Genomic DNA, 20,782 nt, shown 5'->3' with positions numbered 1-20,782 from the left:
TACATAGCCATCTTGGGAATATGCTTTCAAAATCAACAACAACCCAGACACACGAGACAGTAGGTGGTCCGACTAAAATCCACGAACCGGACTCAATGGATACGATTTTGAAAGCGCTGAGCAATCGTCGTCGCCGTGAGGTTATCCGTTATCTAAAACAGTATGACGGAACCGCAACTGTTCGAGATATTGCACACCAACTTGCCGCGTGGGAGAATGAAATACCGGAGATTGAGGTCAGCTATGATCAGCGCAAACGCGTTTACACCTCGCTTCACCAATCACACCTCCCAAAGCTTGCACGCGATGGATTCATTGAATACAACCGTAATCGAGGTACGGTTGCGCTTTCACCGGGTGCAAGTGAACTCAATATGTTCCTTGAAGTGACACAAGAAGGTGAACTGCTCTGGGGCGAGTATTATTTTGGGCTCTCGTTAGTGTTTCTTGCGGCGGTTGTCGCAGCAAGCATCGGAGCATGGCCGTTTGCGCTCGTCTCTGGCTACGTGTATGCTGCCCTGTTTGCGATCATTGGCTGTCTCTCTTCGCTGTACCATCTTCGATCGACGTACAAGAACGCGATTGAGACCTGATAATTGAACTGCGATGATTGGAAATAAGAGCTGATACGTGCTGATTCCAACAGCCAAAAACGGAGACGTATTTTCAGATACAAGATATCGACCGATATGAGGAACTGTTTAGTAACGTCCAGCGGTGGCTCCGGATAACTGCTATCGACGAATAATAGACCGGCTAGCGGTGCTCGGAGAGGAGATTGTAAATCGAAAATCGGTACGTCCAGAGCTGATAAACGCTGACGGTTGCAAGCAAGAAGAGACTGAAACTTGTCCACAGTAGCGGATCGATCACAGAGACGCCCGGTGCATCAAGTAACGATCCAAGGATTGCGAGGAATCCCACCAGCCCAACACCCCGGTACAGGTCTGCCCATGTGAACTCTCCGATCGCAAAGATGTCCTGATAGACCTGAATACTCCGTGCATGTGAAGATAGCGTTACCTCCTTGAGATCGCAGTCGTACACAACTACACCGGCCTCATGCAGCGTCGGAAGATGCGTCTGGACGAGCGAACTGTACACGCTTTCTCGAAGCGGCTTCGGTGGGGGTGACAGCCCAGACTCAACCTCTGCGATGTAGTGTGATAGTTCACGAACTGCGATCGGGCCACGTCCCATCCGAAGCTGATCAAGTGCAACTTGTCGCCGTTCGTTTGCTAAGATCGTGTGAATCTGTAGCTCTGAGATGTTCATTCATCTTCCTCCCTTGGGTGCCTCCAAGTGTCTATTGCGTACATGAGACAGTTGAGAGCAGGTCTCCGTAGGGTATATGTATGGATCCCTTGTCGATACTGACGGTTTCTCCAGCCGATAGCAGTCGAGTTGGTACGCGAACACATCTGTCGACAAATCAGTGTACTGCGTTGACTTTTCAGCCAATCGGCCCACGGTCTGTTTTTTCAATGGCTTGTAGATGGTATGTTGTTGTATCCCACTCGAACGATTCAGTTTGCACAGCCATCCTCTGGTGGTAGTTCCTACATGCCATGTCTGATTATTGAACTGTACGCACCCATCCGACTGGTATGAACCTCCATGATAATCGTTGTATGGCACGTTAGAACGCTTGATTGAGGAGTTTAGCGATGTCATGGGTAGTCGTAACTATACTGTAACCAGTCTGATGAGAAAGTACTCGAAGACACGGAATAACCGGCTTCGAACAATAAACAATGTCAAACGACAATACCAACCCAACAATTGGACTATCCCGCAGAAATGTACTCATCGGTCTCGGAGCCGTCGGTGTTGCCTCCGCAGGTGCAGGACTCGGTACCACTGCGTTCTTCAGTGATGAAGAGAGCTTCACAGACAACACAATCACTGCAGGCCAGTTCGAGCTTGAAGTAACGCAGATGACCACACTGGTCGATCAAGGTGGAGATGGCCCCGATGAGATCTCTTTCAACGCGATCGGAAGCGAGAATGAACCTGCTGAATTGAATGATGGGTTCCTCAACATCATGGACGCAAAGCCTGGGGACAGCTACCAGTACTGCTGGGATATCTGTGTTAAGCACAACCCAGGATTTGTTGAAATCACCCTTGGTGCTGAGGAGAGCTCTGGCAACGACAATGGTGTTCAGCACGTAGACGCAGACGGAACACTTGGAGAGTACATGCTCGCGGTTGCGACCCTTGTTGATCAGAATGGTGATGATGAGGTCGTCTTTACTGGGACACTTGGAGAACTTGTAGAAGCATTCGAAGAAGGCGGCCTCGTCCATGCGGTCGGTGGTGAGAACCCAACCTACTGTCACCTCCCATGTGAGACTGACGTTGAAGCGGCACCAGTGGGCGAACCGGTCGAACTTTGTGTGGACCTCTATCTCCCAACCAGCGCAGATGTCGGCGGAGAGGTTGAAGTTGCCGAAGAAATATTCGAAATCGGTGAGGATGACTCACCAGGAAATGCAGTTCAGGGCGCGCAGTTTGTTGGTTCAGTGGACTTCGCCGCAGAACAATGCCGTCACAATGACAACCCGTTCGAAAAGTACAACGTGAGCACGAACGCGCCACAAGCAGATCCAGTCGAAGGGGATGAGGATGGCAATGGCGATGATGATCTCACCGAGGGTGACGGCGAATAGGCTTCTGTCAGTATAGATCACTACCAATTTACATTCATACACATGACAAAAAATAATAATTTCAAAATTTCGCGGCGGAAGGTTCTCGGTGGTCTTGGTGCCGTCGGTATCGCTTCAGCAGGTGCAGGGCTCGGAACGACTGCGTTCTTCAGCGACAGTGAGAGCTTTGACGGAAACACGATCACCGCTGGTGAGGTCGATCTCAAGATGGACTACCGAATTACCTACGAAGGTGGCCCGGGCCGGCTTGAAGAGCTCCAGCGGATCTACAACGATCCTGATGGCCCGTACAACCCTGATGTTGAAGTCAAAGAGCTACCGGACTATCCAGGCACGTACGTATTAGATCAGGTTCCACGGCGAGGCAATGTGATTGATCCAACACCATGGGTCGAATCCGCAAATGTTGGTGTTGATGATGACGGTGAGTTCGCTGGTTTCGAGCGCGATGAGCTCACTGATGCTGGCTTCCCACTCTTCCAACTTCACGATGTCAAGCCGGGGGATTACGGAGAAGCAACAATCAGTATGCACCTCTTCGATAACCCTGCCTACGTTTGGCTTGGCGGTGGACTTCGTCGAAACGCAAGCAACGGTGTCAACGACCCAGAACAAGTACGGCTTGATCAATTAGGTGCGACCAACACTGCAGACGATTCAGCGCTTCCGGATGACGATCCAACGTTCTTTGCGGAAAATGCAAATGGTGAAGCACTCTACTACAACGTTGATGGAGACTGGGGTGGACAGCTTGCGGATGCAATCAAGGCTCGCGTCTGGTACGACGAAAACTGTAACAACATCTTTGATGAGCGAGAAGATGGCAAACCGATCGATATAGCGCTTGTGCTTGATGTGTCGGGCTCGATGACGTATGATTTAGAGAATCCAGGGGATCGGAGTCTCGATAGCCAAGATGAGGGTTCCCGTATCTTCGAAGCCAGAGAGGCGATCAAGCAGCTTGCTGCAAACCTCAGAACCGATATTGATGGTACTGGCGAGGACGATCGACTTGGACTGGTCAAATTCGGTGGCATCGATGAGTTGGAATTCCCGCTCACCGATGCAAGCGACCTAACGACGCTTAATAATGACATCGACGCGATCGAGTCGTACACGTTTGGACAAGACGATGGAAGCTCAGCACCATTTGACCCTGACGACACGCCATTCGGTATCTCTGGTACGAATATTGGTGCAGGGCTCTACGGTGGTCGGCAAATGCTCGAAGATGGGCAAGTAAATGGCCGCCGCCAGATTATGATTGTGCTTGGGGATGGTGCTCCAACGTGGTCGTATGAGTCTGAAAATGTCGACGATAACGATGAGGCAGATGCAGATTCAAGCGGTGAATCTGGATTCCCAAGCTACAGTACATGGCAAGACTGGTCACGCAATGACAAACTCATCGCCATGTCTGATGTCAACAATACTACTGCGGCAGCTGATACAGTGGCTGTTGCAGATGAAATTAAAGATGACACAGACATCACGATCGTGTCGATCGGTTTCGGATTAGAACAAGTCTCACAAACAGGACTTGCACGCACGACACTGCTTAGTATTGCATCAGAAGGGGTTGGTGAGTTCGAATCAGACGATGAAACTGGTGTCAAACTGTATTACGAAGCACCAGCGAGTGTTGATCTGTCAATCATTTTCTCGCAGATTGCACAGGTCGTCCTCGGTGAACAGGTAATTGCAGAAGGAACACTCAGGGAAGTGCTCGAAGTGCTTGCAGAAGGCGTTCCACTTGACGCAAACGAATTCACTGACGAGCGTGACTGTTACCCGCCATTCTTGACCCGCTGTCTCGGCTTCGAATGGTGGCTCCCAACTGATGTGAAGAATGAAGTCCAGTCAGACTCCGTCGAGTTTGATATCTCGTTCTACGCAGAACAATGCCGTCATAACGACGGCTCGAACAACCCATTCGCGGAGGCTGGAAACTAGATTTCTCGCCACAATCGTTCCCTAGTCACGTTATTCACACTCATTCTGAGCACACACGCTGTGTGGGGCTCAACTCTCCGATCGAGAGCAGTGGTTCGACTCCACGGGTGAGTTTTCCCATCTCGGGATCAAAATCATGACAGACAACAATATCAAACTTTCGCGGCGAAATGTGATCGGCGGTATCGGTGTGATCGGACTAGCAACAGCGGGTGCAGGACTCGGAACAACCGCATTCTTCAGCGATGAAGAGAGCTTCGACGGAAACACACTCACCGCTGGTGAACTCGACCTGTTCGTCCACGTTGATTACGAAGAAGATCAAGGGATCTTTGGAAGCTACTCGACGCCATCAGGAACGTTCATCAATGGAAATGTGGTCGGTGGCGAACCGGAGGGGGAACCGCTCCGAATCGAAGTCGAGGATCTCAAGCCTGGCGACTCCGGTGAAGGAAAATTCTGCTTTTCGATCGTATTCAACCCAGCATACATGTGGATGTGTGGTGAGCTAACATTAAACGAACAGAACGGGACGACAGGACCAGAAGAGACCGCGCTCATGGAGCAGTTCGGTGAGGTTCCAGATGATGGCCAACTTGCAGATGCAATGGAGATCACGATGTCATACTGTGATACGGATGGCACAGTTGGTGAGCAGATCATCGCTGGATCGCTTAGATCCGTGATGGATGCTCTCAGCAAAGGTGTTCCACTCTACGGTGATGGGAACGATGATGGCATCATCGCGAATAGAGCCGCGTTTGAGGGTGTTGATGAACCGTTCGTCGATGGCGAGCCGAACACTGCAGAGACCTGTGTCTGTTTCGAGTGGGAAGTCCCGACATCGGTTGGTAATGAGATCCAGACGGACTCTGTGACATTTGACTTCTCGTTCTACGCCGAGCAAGAGCGGCACAATGACGGTCTAACAAACCCATGCGTCGAGACGACAGAAGCATCCGGATTCCCTGATCTGGACGGAAGCATCTGGCATGCACGTGGGGTCTACGGTGATGGTGGCGGAGCAGCAAACCGAGAGTTGGACATCCGTGACGCGAGTGATACCCCGCTACACACTGGAAACGAGAATTTCAGCTGGCCAAACGGCGAAGCCGTTCCGTTTGAACTAACGATCGACGATGGCGATGCAAAATGGAACATCGGTGGTTCTGAGGTGATGGTTGAAAATGCGCCAACGCCAGTTGCTGATGGCGTTACTGTCATGGCAAAAGCCTCAACAAATGATGCCAGTATTCTTGTCTCCGATATCCAACTGAATGGTACAGTCCCATCAGGATCGAATTCGGTGTTTGTTGATGGGAATGTTGGCGGTCAACAGCAGATCGTTCTTAACGATGTGACCTTCGCAGAGGGAGATGTCATCTCCGGAATGGTGACGATGACGTGGGATACACAACCTGGTCGTGAGGGTCTCGGATTTAGAGTCGACGTCTAACTACTACATTCGGTACTGTATTTTTACACTCATTTGGGCTCCAAAGAGAGGTGGCCGATCGCATGGTTCAATTCCAGCAGTGAGTATCTGGAGGAAGATATGATCCACAATCAGCAACGATCGTCGACACAGCAACTCAATCACGAACTGCAGCCAATCACAGCAAAAACCAAAGGAGGGGCGCAGTTAGTACGCTCTCTACAGGTACGCCCTTCCGGTGTTGGTATGAACTGCATGCCGCTTCCGATTGGCGGTGGATGCCAAAGCCTCCCACTGGCTATTGTGACGGTACTGAACCCATACATATCCCCTCCGTTAGATAATGTCCTACTCAACCGGTGTCTCCTATCTAATGAATGGACGGTCCCGGAGGTGGGCGTATGAAATCAGATTCAATACCAACTCTCAAACGACGTGAACTGCTCGCAAGCGCCAGTGTAATCGGCGTTGGAAGTATGGGACTTGTCCGCGGTCGGTGGACGGTCTCTGCAAGCGATCGGCCATACACAAACTACACGTATGCGTCTTCGAATGGAATTGATCTTGTTGTTGGTTGGTATAGTACCTACAACCGTGGGGCAGGGGACGAATTCGTTTCCGGGCTCCCGCTTACCGAGGATGCTGAGTGGGCAGAAACTGAAACTGATGCCTATGTGAGCGATCCAACCAATGTCGCAGGACCAGTAATCGAGATCGACAACGCACTACCGGGAGACTCTGGGACGCTTAGCGTCGGGTTATCACTTGATCCAGACTCCGAGCCGGCAACGGTTTGGATGCGACAGCGGCTCGCAGCCGGCGAAAACATGCTTGCTGATACAGTTGCGATTGAGCTGTGGTACGATCATGGACCACTCGGGATTGGGAGCTGTCTTGGTGCTGAGAACGGTTCGACAGGCGATCCGATCGTCACTGGAACGCTTGAACACACCCGTCAAGATATCATCGGTGGGGTTTCTTTACAAGATGGCTTCCAGATTAACCCCGGGATGACTGACAACAGCTGTCTTGATCCCGACGATCGGTACTGTCTTGGGTTTGCATGGGAGCTTCCGAACGGCCTTCCCAACACATTACAGGGTACTGGTGTTGGCTTTGCACTTGACTTCGTTGCAGTTCCGTGTGACTTCACAGATAACCCATTCACACATGGGGTTGGAAATGAGTAATGGTGTTCCGGTCAGTCGACGACAGCTTCTTGCAGGCGTTGTTGGTATGGGTGCACTTGGTGCGGTTGGGAGCCTCTCCGGTGCCCGGACACAAGCATACTTGTCGGCCACAGAGTCCTTTAGTGGCGCAGTTGTCGCTGGTGATCTTTCGATCGACATCGGTTGTACTGGATGTACGGAAGACAATGGGATCGTTTCGTTTACGATCGACGATATCCAGCCCGGCGATCGCATAGCAAAAACGCTCACAGTCACTGTCGGAAGCAACCCGGGGCGGCTGTGGGTTGCAACAGATTGTCCAGAGCCGGCTGATGTGCTTGCACAGGCGCTCCGCGTAGAGCTTCGTTCTCGCATTGATGGGTACACACGATCGCTCTATGGTGGAGACGGGACAAAAACACTGAGCGACCTCCGAACTACTGCAATCAACGGATTAGCGATTGAATCACAGACGGAGACCGGTTGTCTTGACCCAGCACAGTCTGCGGAGATTGAACTTCGCCTACGACTCCCACCGGGAACCAGCGAATCGCTTGCGGATCAGTCAACACAGTTACGGCTGTTATTTGCTGCAGAGCAGTGCCGTCATAACTCAGCGCAAACGGCTTCAAACCCATTCGCGATTATAGACCGATGTGCACCGATCAAGAGCTGTCCACCGGAAAACTGCACGCTATCGCTTGGGAAAGTCGACATTAGTGATGGAATGATGCCGATCGAGATTGGTGACACGCTCGAACTTGACAACAGCTCGTATAAACTCATCATCGAAGATGTGGAGCAGAAAGACAATGACACGGAGACTGTTGCCGTTCAATTCACGATCGACTCGACTAATGGACACCCAACACCTTCCCTGTGCGGGGTCGATATCAAGGGTGGTGGACGCCCAACACAGCAAGGCGGTGATGGTGTAGAATCATACCGTATTGATCCACCATCACGTAGCACTAACGAGCTATTATACTCCTCTGTGAACTCGGGTGGAAATCTATCTGGGATCAGTTACATCGAGGTGTTCGTCTGCAAAGAGTATTCCAATGGGGATGATGGAGTAACGGAACCGGAGGAGCCAGCGGAACCTGGATGTGTACCATGTAGAGAGGGCGCTATCAACAGTGAACGGATCTCGACTGCAACGTTTGAGTACACTGGCCCCACAGACGACGTCACAATCGTTTTTGAGCCGCAAAACTCGAGTGGCGGACAGGTTACGACGATCGAATCAGCAACCATCTCATCGTCGGATGCATTCAGTATCGACTTCCCAGAAAGCGGAAATCCAAACTTCGATGTTTCTGTCCAGTCCAATGGAGCAAAAATACAGATCGGTTCAATCCATACGAGCTGCTCGAGAACGTTTGCGCTTGAAAATGCGGAGACCGACTACCAACTAACCGTCACTGAAGCAATAGCCAAAGGTGGAAAATTGGTGTGTAGCGAGGATTTACAATGAACATACAAATTAAAAAAATTGCAAACATAGTAGCTGTACTGCTGTTGATCGCTGTTGTCGCACCATTTGTTGTGTATGCAGCACCTTGGACTATCGGGGCGGATCATAGCTTCGTCGTCCTCACTGCCAGCATGACCCCGGCGATCGCTCCCGGTGACGTCGTTATCGTTGCCGACCGAGGACCTGAGACGATTGTTGAAGGTGACGTGATAACATTCATGCGAGGAACATCGGAGGTTCCTGTAACACACCGTGTGGTGGATGTTGTGGCAATCAGTGGGGAGCCAGCATTCCAGACGCAAGGCGATGCTAATAGTGCCGTAGATGCAGGGTTCGTTCTTGGCGATACTGTCCTTGGAACTGTCATATTTACGATTCCATATATTGGCTACATTATCCAGTTTGGAAACTCCACGTATGGCTTCATTGCACTTGTTATCGTGCCATTTGGGCTGTTAATTCTGTCTGAACTTTGGACGCTCGCAAAGAAACTTCGCCACGCACCTGAGTCGACTTTTGAAGATGAGGAGCAAACAGCCGGTGTTACTGATCCAACTACGGCACAACCGACACCTAGTGAAGCACAAACTGCGATCGGCGTAGTACCAGCAGCCGGTAGTGATGGTTCCGAGAGAGCACCCACAAATGATGGTGATGGTACTGTGAGCATCTCATCAGACATGGTGCTTGGTGCAACAATCGTACTGGTTCCCTTTGTCGTCTACAGCATGTATCTGCTGACGGTGCTCCGAACGGGGCTCACTACTAGTGTCGCTGTTGCTGCACTACTGTTGTTACTGATGGGTATCGGTACCATCATCACGACCCGTCGCAAGCACGCGGTACCACAGAGAGTGACCGATGGGGGCGTTGAGCCGGATACACAGTCAGTACACACTGACACTGAATCAGTTGGTCTCGAGGATTCGGCGTTTGTTTCGGCAGATCCGATCGAGGAACGATCGACAGAGAAGCGCCACGGAGGCAAAAATGAATAATATTCGTCGAGCAGTTATTCTTGCCGCGCTCACAGTAGCAATCTTTGCGATCGCATTTGGTGGTGGATATACTGTCGCGTTATTCACCGCAGAGCAAACTGTCGAAGGGACGTTCAAGACTGCAGAGTCTTTTGAGGAGATCACTCCAGAGCCACCGGAGACTACACCAGCACCTGAAGAAACGACTCCAGAGCCACCGGAGACTACACCAACACCTGAAGAAACGACTCCAAAGCCACCGGAGACTACACCAGCACCTGAAGAAACGACTCCAGAGCCACCAGAGACTACACCAACACCTGAGGAGGCAACCGAAGACCCTCAAGAGCCAAACGGCGAACAGACGTCAAATTACATCTCTCATAACGTAGTCTCGTAACGCAGGGTATACTGACAGAGATAGCAAGGTAGTATAGTTACAAAATCACCTGACAAAGCCTAATATATCAAATATTTATAGTATAGGCTCTAAAATATGCTAAATAGTAATCAGTCATTTCAGTCGCTCTAGATGCGGATATATGAACATTCAGAGACACGAAAATCTCAATGAATCCTATATACATCGGTATTCTATTTAGGTGACAATTCGTTTTTTACCAAAAAGTATAAATCTGTAAAAACAAAATTCAGGTTGTTATTTGGTAACCCAGTATATGTCACAAAGTATCTCTCAATCAAGAACTCAGGCTCCAACCGAGGCAGAGAACATAGATCACTCTCTAGACACTGTTTTCCAGACCCTGGGTAACCAACGCCGTCGATTTACAATCTCATATCTTAAAACAGTAGAAGAGACAGCAACGATTCGAGAGGTCGCGACACAGGTCGCAGCATGGGAAAACGATATTTCAGTAGAAGAGCTCTCATATCAAGACCGCAAACGTGTCTACACCTCACTATATCAGTCTCATCTCCCAAAGCTCGCCGCTGCAGGGTTTATTAATTATGACCGCGATCGTGGAATAATCAAGCTCACAAAAGAAGTCGATAATCTTGATCTCTATCTTGAACCGGTCAGAAAAGACGAAATTCCGTGGAGCGAATGTTATTTAGGGCTCGGAGCCGTATTTTTTGCGCTTACTGTTGCGGTTTGGGCCGGTGCGTATCCGTTTACGCTCATTTCACCACTCCTAATTCTTGGAGTCTTATCTTTGACACTGCTGTCCGTTGCAACGATCCATACAGTTGGAAATCAGAAACGGCGGTTATAGTTCCGTTGTGTCACGTATATAACCCAATCAGCCTTCTTCTGGCTCTGTCTGTGTATCCCGTAATGCAGGCGCAAGCAGTGTCCACGCCTCAGAGATCACGAGTAGCCCGATCGGTATGAGTACGAACAACGCAAATCCGGTTGGGGTGTTAATGAATTGAATTACGTACCCGATCCATGGAATAACCAACACAACGGCACCGATGAGATTGTCTGCGGGGACCGCCCCGCTATCAGGGTCGCTATTTGCATCACCCTGTGTTACATACGATGTTTGTCCATCTTCCGTTGTAATCTCGACCACCCGATGGGTCACTGGCGGTTCATTCTCACCACGAACATAGGTGATCACATCACCTGCTTCGACCGCTTCCGGGTCGGTTTCGCTCACGATCACAACGTCGCCAGTTTCAATCGCCGGCGACATACTAGCAGTCAAAACCACGTAGCTGTGATTTGCGCCAATCACCTGCGGGACGGCATAGATTACAAACGGTGCAACGACGGCAATAAGGATGACAACGACTGCGACTCGGACAGCCAGCTGTCGTGTCATGTATGTTGATAGCTCTTTCATTGGGATCACTCAAATGCAGACGAAGAACTCGACGTTGCTTATCGCCGGTTGGATGAGTTGTCCACCTTGGTTTTCACGTTCATTCGTGCAGATGAGTCCAGTTGTGAATACTGGTGGTTCGAACGAAATTGAATTTCGACGTTCACCGTTTGGTTGGCCATTTTCGGTTCCCTCTTCTGGTGGCCCTCCTGTGATAATAGATTCACATATCGGAAGGAGTTCATCAGTTTCCGTATCTCGGATCTCAAACGATGCACATACTGTCTCGCCGTTTTCGTCATCAGTTGTGTTTTCAACGGTACCAACATCAATGACATATCGGCCGCTCTCGAATTCGCTCTCAAGTTCGTCAAATTCATACGTCGTATTTGGCTCAAGCCGATCGTTTCCTGGTGTCTCAAGCTTTCCGAGAAGCGTACACTCCGGACACACTAATGGCTCAGGACATGGCTCCACATCAGCGAATGGATTTTCCGGATCGTCGTTGTGTCGGCACTGTTGGGTTCGAAGATCGAAGGTGACCGTCTCATCCGTGTTCTCATACTGATCTGGGTCCGCAACATCTTCCGGAAGGGTCACCGTGAGCGTTATACAGACGGTTTCGTCGCTGTCAAGACACGGTTCGATCAGGGTACCTTCCGAAATAGCAACTAGCACATCTTGGAGTGTGCCTGTTTCAACGATCGAACCGTCGCCATCACAGGCACGATCGACCTCGAGTGTGGCCTCAAGGACACCTGCAAGCGAACTTGTCTCCGGCGGGCATGCACGAACCCACAGCCATAGTGGGTTATCCGTTGCAGTAACCGAAAACGATTCAGAGACCATTTCCCCGGGTGAAAAGCCGGACAGTGAGAGTTCAACGCCATCAGGGCCGGCAGTACAGCTGTCATCATCAGTATCTTCACAGCTTGTCTCGATCGTAACCCCACCAACGGTCATGTGTCCAGAAACGGTGGTATTCGATTGGAGGTACGCTTGTGTCGATGCACCACTCAGTGCACCGATCGAGCCGACAACGAGTGTACTGCCAAGGAGCTCTCGTCGCGAAAGGAGTTTCTTCGGGTTCTTACTCATAATTGGGGACCTCTTTGGTACACTATGCGTTCGATCGCCGCACTACACGATACAGGCGTGAGTGCTGCTGGATTACGAGCAACGTCTTTGCTTCGTCCATCACGTAGAAGACGGCTCTCGTACCGTTTCAGTATGGACTCGATACGAGCCGTATAATGTCCACCTACTATCGACTGAAATCGTAGACGAATCATTTCCCCACGTATGCCGCATCGCTGCACGGACTTTCTGTTCCATCGTTGTATCTACACTGTTCGGCGGTAAATGTGAGACCGAACTTGACGCCGGCCCCCTGTACCTTGTTGTTGTTCAGTGTTTCCTCATCAGTAGTCTGCGATCGGATTGGAAGCTCCCATTTGAGACACAAACAGGTTTCATTCGGCTCTTTGTGTGTCTCTGAGCCGTCGAAACAGGTCCTGTTTGCAAGCGGGGGCTTCGTTGAGTCTGATCCGCCAGCGGTTCGCGCCTCCGCATCAAGTGGAATCCCCTGTTTGAGAGCTGAAAATACGTCTCGAAGGGTTCCAGAGACGAGCACTGACTTCGGATCGATCGGGTCGTCCTTGTGCGTGTCTTTTGTGCAGTAGTAGAGTGTTGCATCAATGTAGTCTGCGGCCTTTCCGCCGCCGGTTCCGACTGTTTCGTCAGTGAACTCCCCACAGCTCCAGAGGTACGAGTCGTTGTCGACGATTGAGAAGCAGAACCGAAGAAAACCCATATCGCCGGGCTTGATATCCCGGATATTGTATTTGACTTTCTGTTTTTTAGTATACTCGTCATCTGACTCATCTTTTTCTTCGACATCTGTTCCACCGCTTGAGATACCAACAGTTCCTGTTCCCCGATTGCTCCGACCAATTCCACCGGGTTCATCCCGTCGTCCTTGGTCACGGAAGAAGTCATAGTGAACTGCTAAGTCCACGTGCCCCATTTCGAGCTGGCTTTCATCGAGCGATTCTTGATCTCGTTGGAAGGCAGTTGTCCCGAGCCCAGCGCCAGCAGCCGTGACACCGACTGCACCAAGACCAACGAGGATCGACCGCCGTGATAATTCTGGTAGTTGTGGAGACATATTCACATCCCGATCGACACACTATCGAGGCCGATCATATGGATGCGTACACGTCTGTAGGCCTGTTAGCTATAGAGACTCATACTCGGCCAAACGACTAATAAGCCGCTTCTGAGGTCTCGTTAGTGTCGCCCGTCGCGATGAAACGGGCTGCTACTGAATTTTCTTCTGGCTTTTTGATAACTGAAGCCTGTGCATACATAACCGTGGGATAATCGACCATATTGGTACGAACAGATGCTTAGCCAGAAACCACATCTCAGCGAGATCGAGATCTACGATGTGCTTGCAAATGAACGACGATGGGAGACACTTCGTGTCTTGACGACAACTTCCGGTCGGATCACCGTCGCCGAACTTGCAACCGCGATCGCTGAGGTAGAAACCGCTACCCGCCCGGTCCCCAAATCAACACGCGATAGCGTGTATGCCTCCCTCCATCAGACCCACCTTCCGAAACTCGATGAGCTTGGGATCATCAAATACCATATCGATTCCCGAGAGATCGAACTTCGCGACGGCGCTAAACAGGTCGATCGATACATGGACGTCGTCACAAAATATGGCGTCACGTGGGGTGAGTACTACCAACTGCTTGGTATCAGTGGACAGATGCTCGTCATCTTTTCGCTCATTGGATTGCCACTTGTCGGCGCGATCGATCCGATCCTGTGGGCAAGCCTTGTTTTGGGTGTATTTGCGATCTCCGTCGGCTATCAGCTATGGACCTCCAGATGGCGGCTGCTGCAGCTGTTTGGATAACAGAGGTAAAAGTGTTAGTTTCCAATTAGTTATCTTGCACACTCGGCCTGTTCCGTTTTAATTCGGAGCACACAGCCATCGCTGTTCGCTCTGGGCTTATCGTCGCTTTGAAAAATAAATCTGTAACTTCGGATCAGTTGTTTCCGAATGGGGTTGCAGGTTCTGGATTGTGTCTGCACTGTTCGCCGTAGAATTTTAGATCGAACTTGACGCTCTCGTTTTGAATATCATTGCCGACATCGGCTGGAAGTTCCCATTCGAAGCCAAGGAACTGTGTATTCGACGGCTCAAAACAGACCTCATCGCCAGGGTCTTCGGGGTCAACAACCGTTGGTTCACCGTCGAAACAGAAACGAATCGCGCTGACACCGAACCGCTGTTCGTCAGTTCGGAATGGTGCTCCGAGACCGTCACCGCTGCTTGCTGTGAGCGTTTCTCCGTCACCATCTTCTTGACTGCAGACATTTGCATTCGGCCCACCTTTTATAATGACCGTATCTACTTCAAATCCATTTAATTCGAAGTCAAACTCTCTAACATCATCTTCAGAGACCGCAGTTACCGTGATTGTTACTGTACCGCCGAAGTCAGTATCGAATGTTTCTGAGTCGCCTTCTGCCAATCCTTCTAACTCGCTCGAATCAATCTCAAGGGCAGTCTGTAGTCCAAGCGAAATACATCGTGGGTTTCCATCTACGACCTCACAATCATCCTCAGTTAGTGTCACTCCATTACCGTTTTCCGGCGGTTCAACAGATCCTGGTTCCGGCGTTAAGAGCTCGCCCTCTCTGAGTTGATCGAGAACTTCTTGCAGTGACCCAGTTGCGATGACTGGTTCACCTGGTTCATAGACGTTATTACCGTCGTCGTACCAGACGCGGGCTTGAATTGCGTCTGCGAGTGCAGAGCCGTCAAACTCGTCATCTACGTGCCCGCCAAGCCAGATATATCCAGGATTGTCACAGAGTTTGGCACCAAATGTAATTTCGCCTCGATCGCCTGGTTTCACATCGTCGAGGTTGATCAACGGCTCTCCGTCTACGATCTCATTTGGATCGCCAAGTTCGTTGAGTACCTCCTCACAGGAGAACTCTAGGTTTTCACCATCGATCGCTGCTTGTTCTCGCCCGTCATCGTCATCGTCGTACTCGTCAAGATCAACATACTGTCGATCGCCAAACGACTGGAGCCCGTCTTCGTTTTCATCCGGGAATGCATTCACGAACGGCCGGCCAACTGATCCATAGTCGTCTGGTCGTCGATCGGTACTTGCACCGTGGTAGAGTTGTTGCCACGTGACGCTGAGTTCGAGCTGTCCGGCGGTGATGTGGTTATTTTCAAATGTGGTTCGATCGCTGAGGAACGCAGACGTACCGTAGCCTGCACCAGCAGAGACGACACCAACGGTCCCGAGTGCGCCAAGCATCTGTCGGCGCGAGAAGCGGGAGGTTTGTGTATTTTCTTCTGTCATTGTAATCGTCCCCAAGCGGGGAAACCCACTGACGGATTCGAACCGTCGATCCACACCAAAATGGGTGAAAAAGATTATCAGTGATTATGGGGCGTCTAGAACATCGACATACACTGCAGGATTTTCATCAGACGCGCTTGGGTCGTTATCTAGACCCTCAAACTCTATCTCTCCGGTAAGAGTCCAACTGACGGATGTGTCGATATCTGTCAGGTTTAGGGATGTTTCTCCACTTCCCTCGTTCTCAACCGCATCCGGACCGCTCGGAGCGGAACTGTTCAGCCGGATGTTCGTCACACGGGAGAGATGATCTGACTGGTTCCCTCTTGTAACAATTGAAATTGCGTTACCGTCAGAGGTCGTAACAGGGTACTCTACAGTCTGCTCATCGCCGTTTGCAAGGGTCATTTCCGCCTGCCCGGACGCTGCATCGTAAGTCAGCGTGAACTCTCCGGTAAACGCTGAGCTAGAGTAATCGAATCCGGAGGTATCAGAATCTTGGTCTGTATCCCCAACAATGAGTTCAAAGGTATTACTGCCACCGTTCCTTGCTTTTGAGAACCAGAGTTTCTCGGCTTCCAATACATTTTTTCCGAATCCATCCACGACTTCAGACGTAATGCATGGATTCGTCACACCGTCGTTGTGGCGGCACTGCTCAGCAAAGAAGTCAAGATCGAATTTGACGCTATCGTTCTGGATTTCGTTGCCAACCTCTGTTGAGAGGGACCACTGGAAGCAGACACACGGGTTTTCTTTCTCTCCGTTGTCTGCTGCGGTGTATTCAGTTCCATCGTAGCAGTTGCGGTTTTCGACACCGCTATCGAGCTCGCCATTACCATCTAGTGGGAATCCGTTCTTCAGGTCAGCAAGCACTTCTTTGAGGCTTCCGTGTGCAATAAGATCGTCTTCGACATCCTCTTTTGTCACCTGCTGATCGAAATCTTCACCATGTTCATCTTCGTCACAATAGTAGACAAGTACATCAAGCGCATCCCCAAGGAACCCGTCCATTTCCTCAGATTCAGTGTCGAGGTCTTTGTACCAGTCCTCATCATACTCGTCTTTCAGCTCGGCGATCGCCTTCTTTTTTGGGCGGTTGAGCTTCCCTAGGTTGTTCTCAGTAAGATGCCCACATAGCCAGAGGTATGCAGGGTTATCGTGGATGTTGAAACACAGTTTGTATTTTCCGAAATCACCTGGTTTGAGGTCATCAAGATCGATCGAGACGGGGTCTTTGTACTCGACATCATAGTAATCCTCGCTGACTTCGACTAATTTGTGTCCAGCAACAGTTCCGTCGCCTTCTTGTATTCCTCTAATGCCTTGATCCTCGTAGTATTTGAAATCAACAAAGAGTTCGAGTTGACCCGCTTCGAGGTGATTATCCCTAAAGCTTGTCCGATCGCTGAAGTATGCGGTTGTTCCGAGCCCTGCACCAGCTGATGCAACGCCGATCATTCCAATACCGCCGAGCATTTTTCGGCGGGAGAGTCCGGTTTTGGAGTTATCGTCTGTCATATGTGTATATACTCGCCTGCGTATGCAGGATGCCCACCAATGGAGTCGAACCGTTGTGCAGTCCCCTGTGGGTAGATCAAACGGCCAGTCAGGCCGATATCCTCGATTTGAGAACCCACGTTGGGGGTCTTTTATATACACACCACTGTCAGCGCGAGTCTGCAAACAGCCAGCGCTGAGCAGGTATTAGAGAACACAAATGAGTGCAAAGCGATCGCTGAGAGAGCGTTATTTGCGAGGTAATATTTAGGTATAAATATAATATTACCTGAATAAATATCATAAAAATAGCCGGCCAGCCGCAAGGAAATCTGGGTTCATAGGTACAGAATTTACAACGCAGCATGCAAACCGCAGGTTCTCTCACCTGGACCGATCGCTTTTGAAATAGACGATATATAATCCATAATAATCTGGAACGTACAGCTATCTCGCCAGACAATCATATTCTACGATGGATTATGTACGATCGGATTCTCTACCCAACGGACGGAAGCGAAGGTGCAGAATGTGCACTCAAACATGCTCGAACCATCGGTGAACAGTTTGGTGGCACCGTTCACATCCTCTTTGTCGTTGATGCTGGATTTAAATCACCGATGCAGATGCGCAAAGACGAACACGGTCGATGGACGACCGGAATGGTGCGACGACAGCGTGAGGACCCAGCACAGACGGGAATGACAAAAGATGATGTCGATATCGGCGATGTACTTGAGCGTGAAGGCACCGAACTCACAACGGATATTGTAGCCGAACTTGAAAAAGATGGGATCGATGCCGTCGCTGCAGTGGATCGTGGCGACCCTGCGAACGTTATTGAACGCTATGCGGAGGAGCACGAGATTGATGTGATCGTGATGGGGACACACGGACGAAGCGGGTTGGAGCGCCGACTGATTGGGAGTGTTACAGAACACATTATTCGCCATTCACAGACGCCAGTGTTGAGTGTCCGGTTGGAACAGGAGGCTGAGGCATAAACCACCATATGTGTTGACTTCGTAGGGGTGGTATGCAGCTGTTCTGGCACCGGCGTGATCTGCGATCGTCCGACAACCGTGGCCTCTTTGAAGCAACCAGTGCTGGCGAGACCGTTCCAGTGTTTGTCTTCGATCGCGACATCTTGGAACATGCAGCCCCACCACGAGTTGCGTTCATGTTGGACGCGCTCACGGCACTGCGATCGTGGTATCAAGATCACGGGAGCGATCTGATTGTGCTCAACGGCGATCCGGCGACGGTCCTCTCTCAGCTCGCCGCTGATGTTGGTGCCGATCGAGTGGTCTGGAATACCGACTATAGTGGTCTCGCTCGGGAACGAGACGATCGTGTTCGTGACGCACTCACATCGGAAGGTATTGCTGTTGAAACGTTCCACGACGCAATCCACCACAAGCCAGGCGCAATTACGACGAATAAAGGGGATATCTACTCGGTTTACACCTACTTTTGGAAGAAATGGCGCAAGAGAGCGAAAGCCGACCCGTATCCCGAGCCTGCTGCAGACGATCTGGCTTCCCTTTCAGGTGAGCCACTTCCGACCCTGTCTGATCTCGGTTTTGAAGAGCCGGAGGCAACCATTCCATCTGCAGGAACCGACGCGGCCAGAGAGCGTGCCGCAACATTCTGCGGAGAGGCAATCTATCGCTATGCCGATGATCGGGACTACCCAACCAAGAGTGGGACCTCACGGCTTTCAGTCGATCTGAAATTTGGAACGATCGGGATTCGAGAGCTCTACGCTGCAACCGAAAATGCGGCCGATCGTGCCAGCGGAAACGAGGCGGAGTCCGTCACGGAGTTTCAATCACAGCTTGCATGGCGGGAGTTCTACACACACGTGCTTTGGGACAATCCCCACGTCGTCACGCAAAACTACAAAAGCTACGAGAATCCAATCGAGTGGCATGATGATCCAGACGCATTGCAAGCGTGGAAGGACGGACAAACCGGCTATCCGATCGTTGACGCAGGTATGCGACAGCTCCGTGTGGAAGCATATATGCACAACCGCATTCGGATGATTGTTGCATCATTTCTCACGAAAGACCTCCTCATTGATTGGCAAGAGGGATATGAGTGGTTCAAACAGAAACTGGCCGATCACGATACGGCAAACGACAATGGTGGCTGGCAGTGGGCAGCCTCAACCGGAACCGACGCCCAGCCATACTTCCGTATTTTCAACCCAATGACACAGGGCGAACGATATGATCCGGATGCGGAGTATATCAAACAGTATATTCCAGAGCTTCGGGATGCTGATCCGGAGATTATCCATACATGGCATGAGGCGTCACCGACACAGCGATACAACAGCGCTCCGGAGTATCCAGAGCCGATCGTCGATCACAGCGAACGCCGGACAGAAGCGATTTCAATGTTTGAAGCCGCTCGTGGCGACGACTAACAGCATCCGCTCTCGCCGCGAGGCGAACCTATTTTGAGCCTGCTCACCTCTATCCCCCTATGAAAATCGGGATTTTGCTGTACCAAGGGTTTGACGAAATCGACGCGATCGGCCCATTCGAAGTGTTTGAGAATGCAATTGCAAACGGTGCGGATGCAGACGTACGGCTCTATACGTTAGAATCCACGGATCAGATAACTGCAAGCCATGGACTACGAGTTGGCGTTGATGGCGTCCTTCCAGAGCCAACGGCTGACGACCGACCAGATCTCCTTGTTGTCCCGGGCGGTGGATGGGCTGCGAAGAAACCCGAAGCAAGTGCATGGGCGGAAGCGCAGAAGGGCGAGGTTCCGGATGCGATCGCCGCATACCATGCCGCAGGAGTACCGATCGCTGCGGTGTGTACGGGCGGGATGCTTCTCGCTACTGCGGGTGTAACGGATGGACGACGAGCAATCACACATGGGAGTGCGATCAACGAATTGGAGGCAACAGACGCGGTGGTGGTCCATCAACGAGTGGTTGATGATGGTGATATTATCACTGCAGGTGGTGTCACATCCGGCATCGACCTCGCACTGCACCTCGTCGAGCGGGAGTTCGGTGAATCGATCGCAGCTGCAGTTGCAACCACGATGGAATACGAGCGACGAACCGAACCATATTCGCCTGCCTGACTATCTGACAACAATTGGATACCTGTAACGTATTCTCATTACTAAATCTCAGTTGACAGGAGACCGATGGGTGTTGCTAATCGCCACATATGAGTGCTATACGCCGCCCAAACCCACTATTTTGTGACCCATGTTATCAAATGACTCCTCAACCTTTAACAGGTTACCGGCCGTGTAACAAAGTGGAGGAATTATACCATGAGCTACGAACTTGATCCATTACCATACGACTACGACGCACTCGAACCACACCTCTCCGAGCAGGTGCTTACGTGGCACCACGACACGCACCATCAGA

19 protein-coding genes and 2 pseudogenes are annotated in these 20,782 nt (G+C 50.9%); 15 read left to right on the top strand and 6 right to left on the bottom strand.

What is annotated here, in order from left to right; translation table 11 throughout:
• The first annotated feature begins 20 nt into the window (after window positions 1-20).
• A complete protein-coding gene (locus tag AArcSt2_RS12840) occupies window positions 21-593 on the top strand; it encodes a helix-turn-helix domain-containing protein (RefSeq protein ID WP_250585211.1) in 573 nt (190 codons plus the stop codon).
• Between the two features lie 163 nt (window positions 594-756).
• Here the strand turns inward: AArcSt2_RS12840 and AArcSt2_RS12835 are convergent, their stop codons facing one another.
• Window positions 757-1,275 carry a DUF7344 domain-containing protein gene (locus tag AArcSt2_RS12835; protein ID WP_250585209.1) on the bottom strand — a complete coding sequence of 173 codons (519 nt, stop codon included), beginning with the start codon at window positions 1,273-1,275 and terminating at the stop codon, window positions 757-759.
• Between the two features lie 479 nt (window positions 1,276-1,754).
• On the opposite strand from AArcSt2_RS12835, the gene AArcSt2_RS12830 reads away from it, so the two are divergent.
• The 9 genes and pseudogenes from AArcSt2_RS12830 (at window position 1,755) to AArcSt2_RS12790 (ending at window position 10,918) form a co-directional block, all read left to right on the top strand.
• Window positions 1,755-2,672 (top strand): MATH domain-containing protein, encoded by a 918-nt coding sequence (locus AArcSt2_RS12830; RefSeq protein WP_250585207.1) that lies wholly within the window; start codon window positions 1,755-1,757, stop codon window positions 2,670-2,672.
• Between the two features lie 42 nt (window positions 2,673-2,714).
• Window positions 2,715-2,877 (top strand): annotated as a pseudogene (locus AArcSt2_RS12825) (SipW-dependent-type signal peptide-containing protein); the annotation flags it as partial.
• Window positions 2,878-2,879: 2 nt separating this feature from the next.
• Window positions 2,880-4,625: a vWA domain-containing protein gene (locus AArcSt2_RS12820; RefSeq protein WP_343233294.1), complete on the top strand. Its 1,746-nt coding sequence runs from the start codon at window positions 2,880-2,882 to the stop codon at window positions 4,623-4,625.
• Between the two features lie 136 nt (window positions 4,626-4,761).
• Window positions 4,762-6,081 carry a choice-of-anchor W domain-containing protein gene (locus tag AArcSt2_RS12815; RefSeq protein WP_250585205.1) on the top strand — a complete coding sequence of 440 codons (1,320 nt, stop codon included), beginning with the start codon at window positions 4,762-4,764 and terminating at the stop codon, window positions 6,079-6,081.
• A gap of 380 nt (window positions 6,082-6,461) precedes the next feature.
• Window positions 6,462-7,250, top strand: coding sequence for a hypothetical protein (locus tag AArcSt2_RS12810; protein WP_174654145.1), 789 nt, complete (start codon window positions 6,462-6,464; stop codon window positions 7,248-7,250).
• Window positions 7,243-8,706, top strand: a complete 1,464-nt coding sequence (locus AArcSt2_RS12805; protein WP_250585203.1) for a hypothetical protein — start codon at window positions 7,243-7,245, stop codon at window positions 8,704-8,706. The genes AArcSt2_RS12810 and AArcSt2_RS12805 overlap by 8 nt, the downstream gene beginning before the upstream one ends.
• On the top strand, window positions 8,703-9,704 hold the full coding sequence (locus AArcSt2_RS12800) for a signal peptidase I (RefSeq protein ID WP_250585201.1): 1,002 nt from the start codon (window positions 8,703-8,705) through the stop codon (window positions 9,702-9,704). Before AArcSt2_RS12805 ends, AArcSt2_RS12800 begins: the two co-directional genes overlap by 4 nt.
• Window positions 9,697-10,083, top strand: coding sequence for a hypothetical protein (locus AArcSt2_RS12795; RefSeq protein WP_250585199.1), 387 nt, complete (start codon window positions 9,697-9,699; stop codon window positions 10,081-10,083). The genes AArcSt2_RS12800 and AArcSt2_RS12795 overlap by 8 nt, the downstream gene beginning before the upstream one ends.
• Window positions 10,084-10,360: 277 nt before the next feature.
• On the top strand, window positions 10,361-10,918 hold the full coding sequence (locus AArcSt2_RS12790) for a DUF7344 domain-containing protein (RefSeq protein ID WP_250585196.1): 558 nt from the start codon (window positions 10,361-10,363) through the stop codon (window positions 10,916-10,918).
• 27 nt (window positions 10,919-10,945) lie between these two features.
• Here the strand turns inward: AArcSt2_RS12790 and AArcSt2_RS12785 are convergent, their stop codons facing one another.
• From AArcSt2_RS12785 to AArcSt2_RS12775, 3 genes are all read right to left on the bottom strand, one after another.
• Window positions 10,946-11,494, bottom strand: coding sequence for a signal peptidase I (locus AArcSt2_RS12785; protein ID WP_250585194.1), 549 nt, complete (start codon window positions 11,492-11,494; stop codon window positions 10,946-10,948).
• Between the two features lie 9 nt (window positions 11,495-11,503).
• Entirely contained in the window at window positions 11,504-12,571 is a 1,068-nt protein-coding gene (locus AArcSt2_RS12780) for a hypothetical protein (protein ID WP_250585192.1), read from the bottom strand.
• Window positions 12,572-12,761: 190 nt separating this feature from the next.
• Complete coding sequence (locus tag AArcSt2_RS12775; RefSeq protein WP_250585190.1) at window positions 12,762-13,640, bottom strand: hypothetical protein; 879 nt, start codon at window positions 13,638-13,640, stop codon at window positions 12,762-12,764.
• A gap of 237 nt (window positions 13,641-13,877) precedes the next feature.
• Here AArcSt2_RS12775 and AArcSt2_RS12770 point away from each other — a divergent pair, with 237 nt between their 5' ends.
• The gene (locus tag AArcSt2_RS12770; RefSeq protein WP_174654153.1) at window positions 13,878-14,402 is read left to right on the top strand and encodes a DUF7344 domain-containing protein; all 525 of its coding nucleotides are present in this window, start codon (window positions 13,878-13,880) and stop codon (window positions 14,400-14,402) included.
• A gap of 133 nt (window positions 14,403-14,535) precedes the next feature.
• Here AArcSt2_RS12770 and AArcSt2_RS12765 read toward each other — a convergent pair whose 3' ends face one another.
• Both AArcSt2_RS12765 and AArcSt2_RS12760 read right to left on the bottom strand, forming a co-directional pair.
• Window positions 14,536-15,873, bottom strand: coding sequence for a hypothetical protein (locus tag AArcSt2_RS12765; RefSeq protein ID WP_250585188.1), 1,338 nt, complete (start codon window positions 15,871-15,873; stop codon window positions 14,536-14,538).
• A gap of 84 nt (window positions 15,874-15,957) precedes the next feature.
• The gene (locus tag AArcSt2_RS12760) at window positions 15,958-17,394 is read right to left on the bottom strand and encodes a hypothetical protein (protein ID WP_250585186.1); all 1,437 of its coding nucleotides are present in this window, start codon (window positions 17,392-17,394) and stop codon (window positions 15,958-15,960) included.
• A gap of 461 nt (window positions 17,395-17,855) precedes the next feature.
• On the opposite strand from AArcSt2_RS12760, the gene AArcSt2_RS12755 reads away from it, so the two are divergent.
• The 4 genes and pseudogenes from AArcSt2_RS12755 to AArcSt2_RS12740 form a co-directional block, all read left to right on the top strand.
• A complete protein-coding gene (locus tag AArcSt2_RS12755; RefSeq protein WP_250585183.1) occupies window positions 17,856-18,377 on the top strand; it encodes a universal stress protein in 522 nt (173 codons plus the stop codon).
• A gap of 32 nt (window positions 18,378-18,409) precedes the next feature.
• Complete coding sequence (locus AArcSt2_RS12750) at window positions 18,410-19,807, top strand: cryptochrome/photolyase family protein (RefSeq protein ID WP_250585181.1); 1,398 nt, start codon at window positions 18,410-18,412, stop codon at window positions 19,805-19,807.
• 59 nt (window positions 19,808-19,866) lie between these two features.
• A complete protein-coding gene (locus tag AArcSt2_RS12745; RefSeq protein ID WP_250585179.1) occupies window positions 19,867-20,484 on the top strand; it encodes a DJ-1/PfpI family protein in 618 nt (205 codons plus the stop codon).
• 198 nt (window positions 20,485-20,682) lie between these two features.
• Window positions 20,683-20,782 (top strand): annotated as a pseudogene (locus AArcSt2_RS12740) (superoxide dismutase); the annotation flags it as partial.

Origin of the sequence: Natronocalculus amylovorans, from assembly GCF_023638035.1 — an archaeon.
GTDB classification, from domain to species: Archaea; Halobacteriota; Halobacteria; order Halobacteriales; family Haloferacaceae; genus Natronocalculus; species Natronocalculus amylovorans.
The sequence above is the reverse complement of the archived record's forward strand: the minus strand, read 5'-3'. Positions and strand labels throughout refer to the sequence as shown.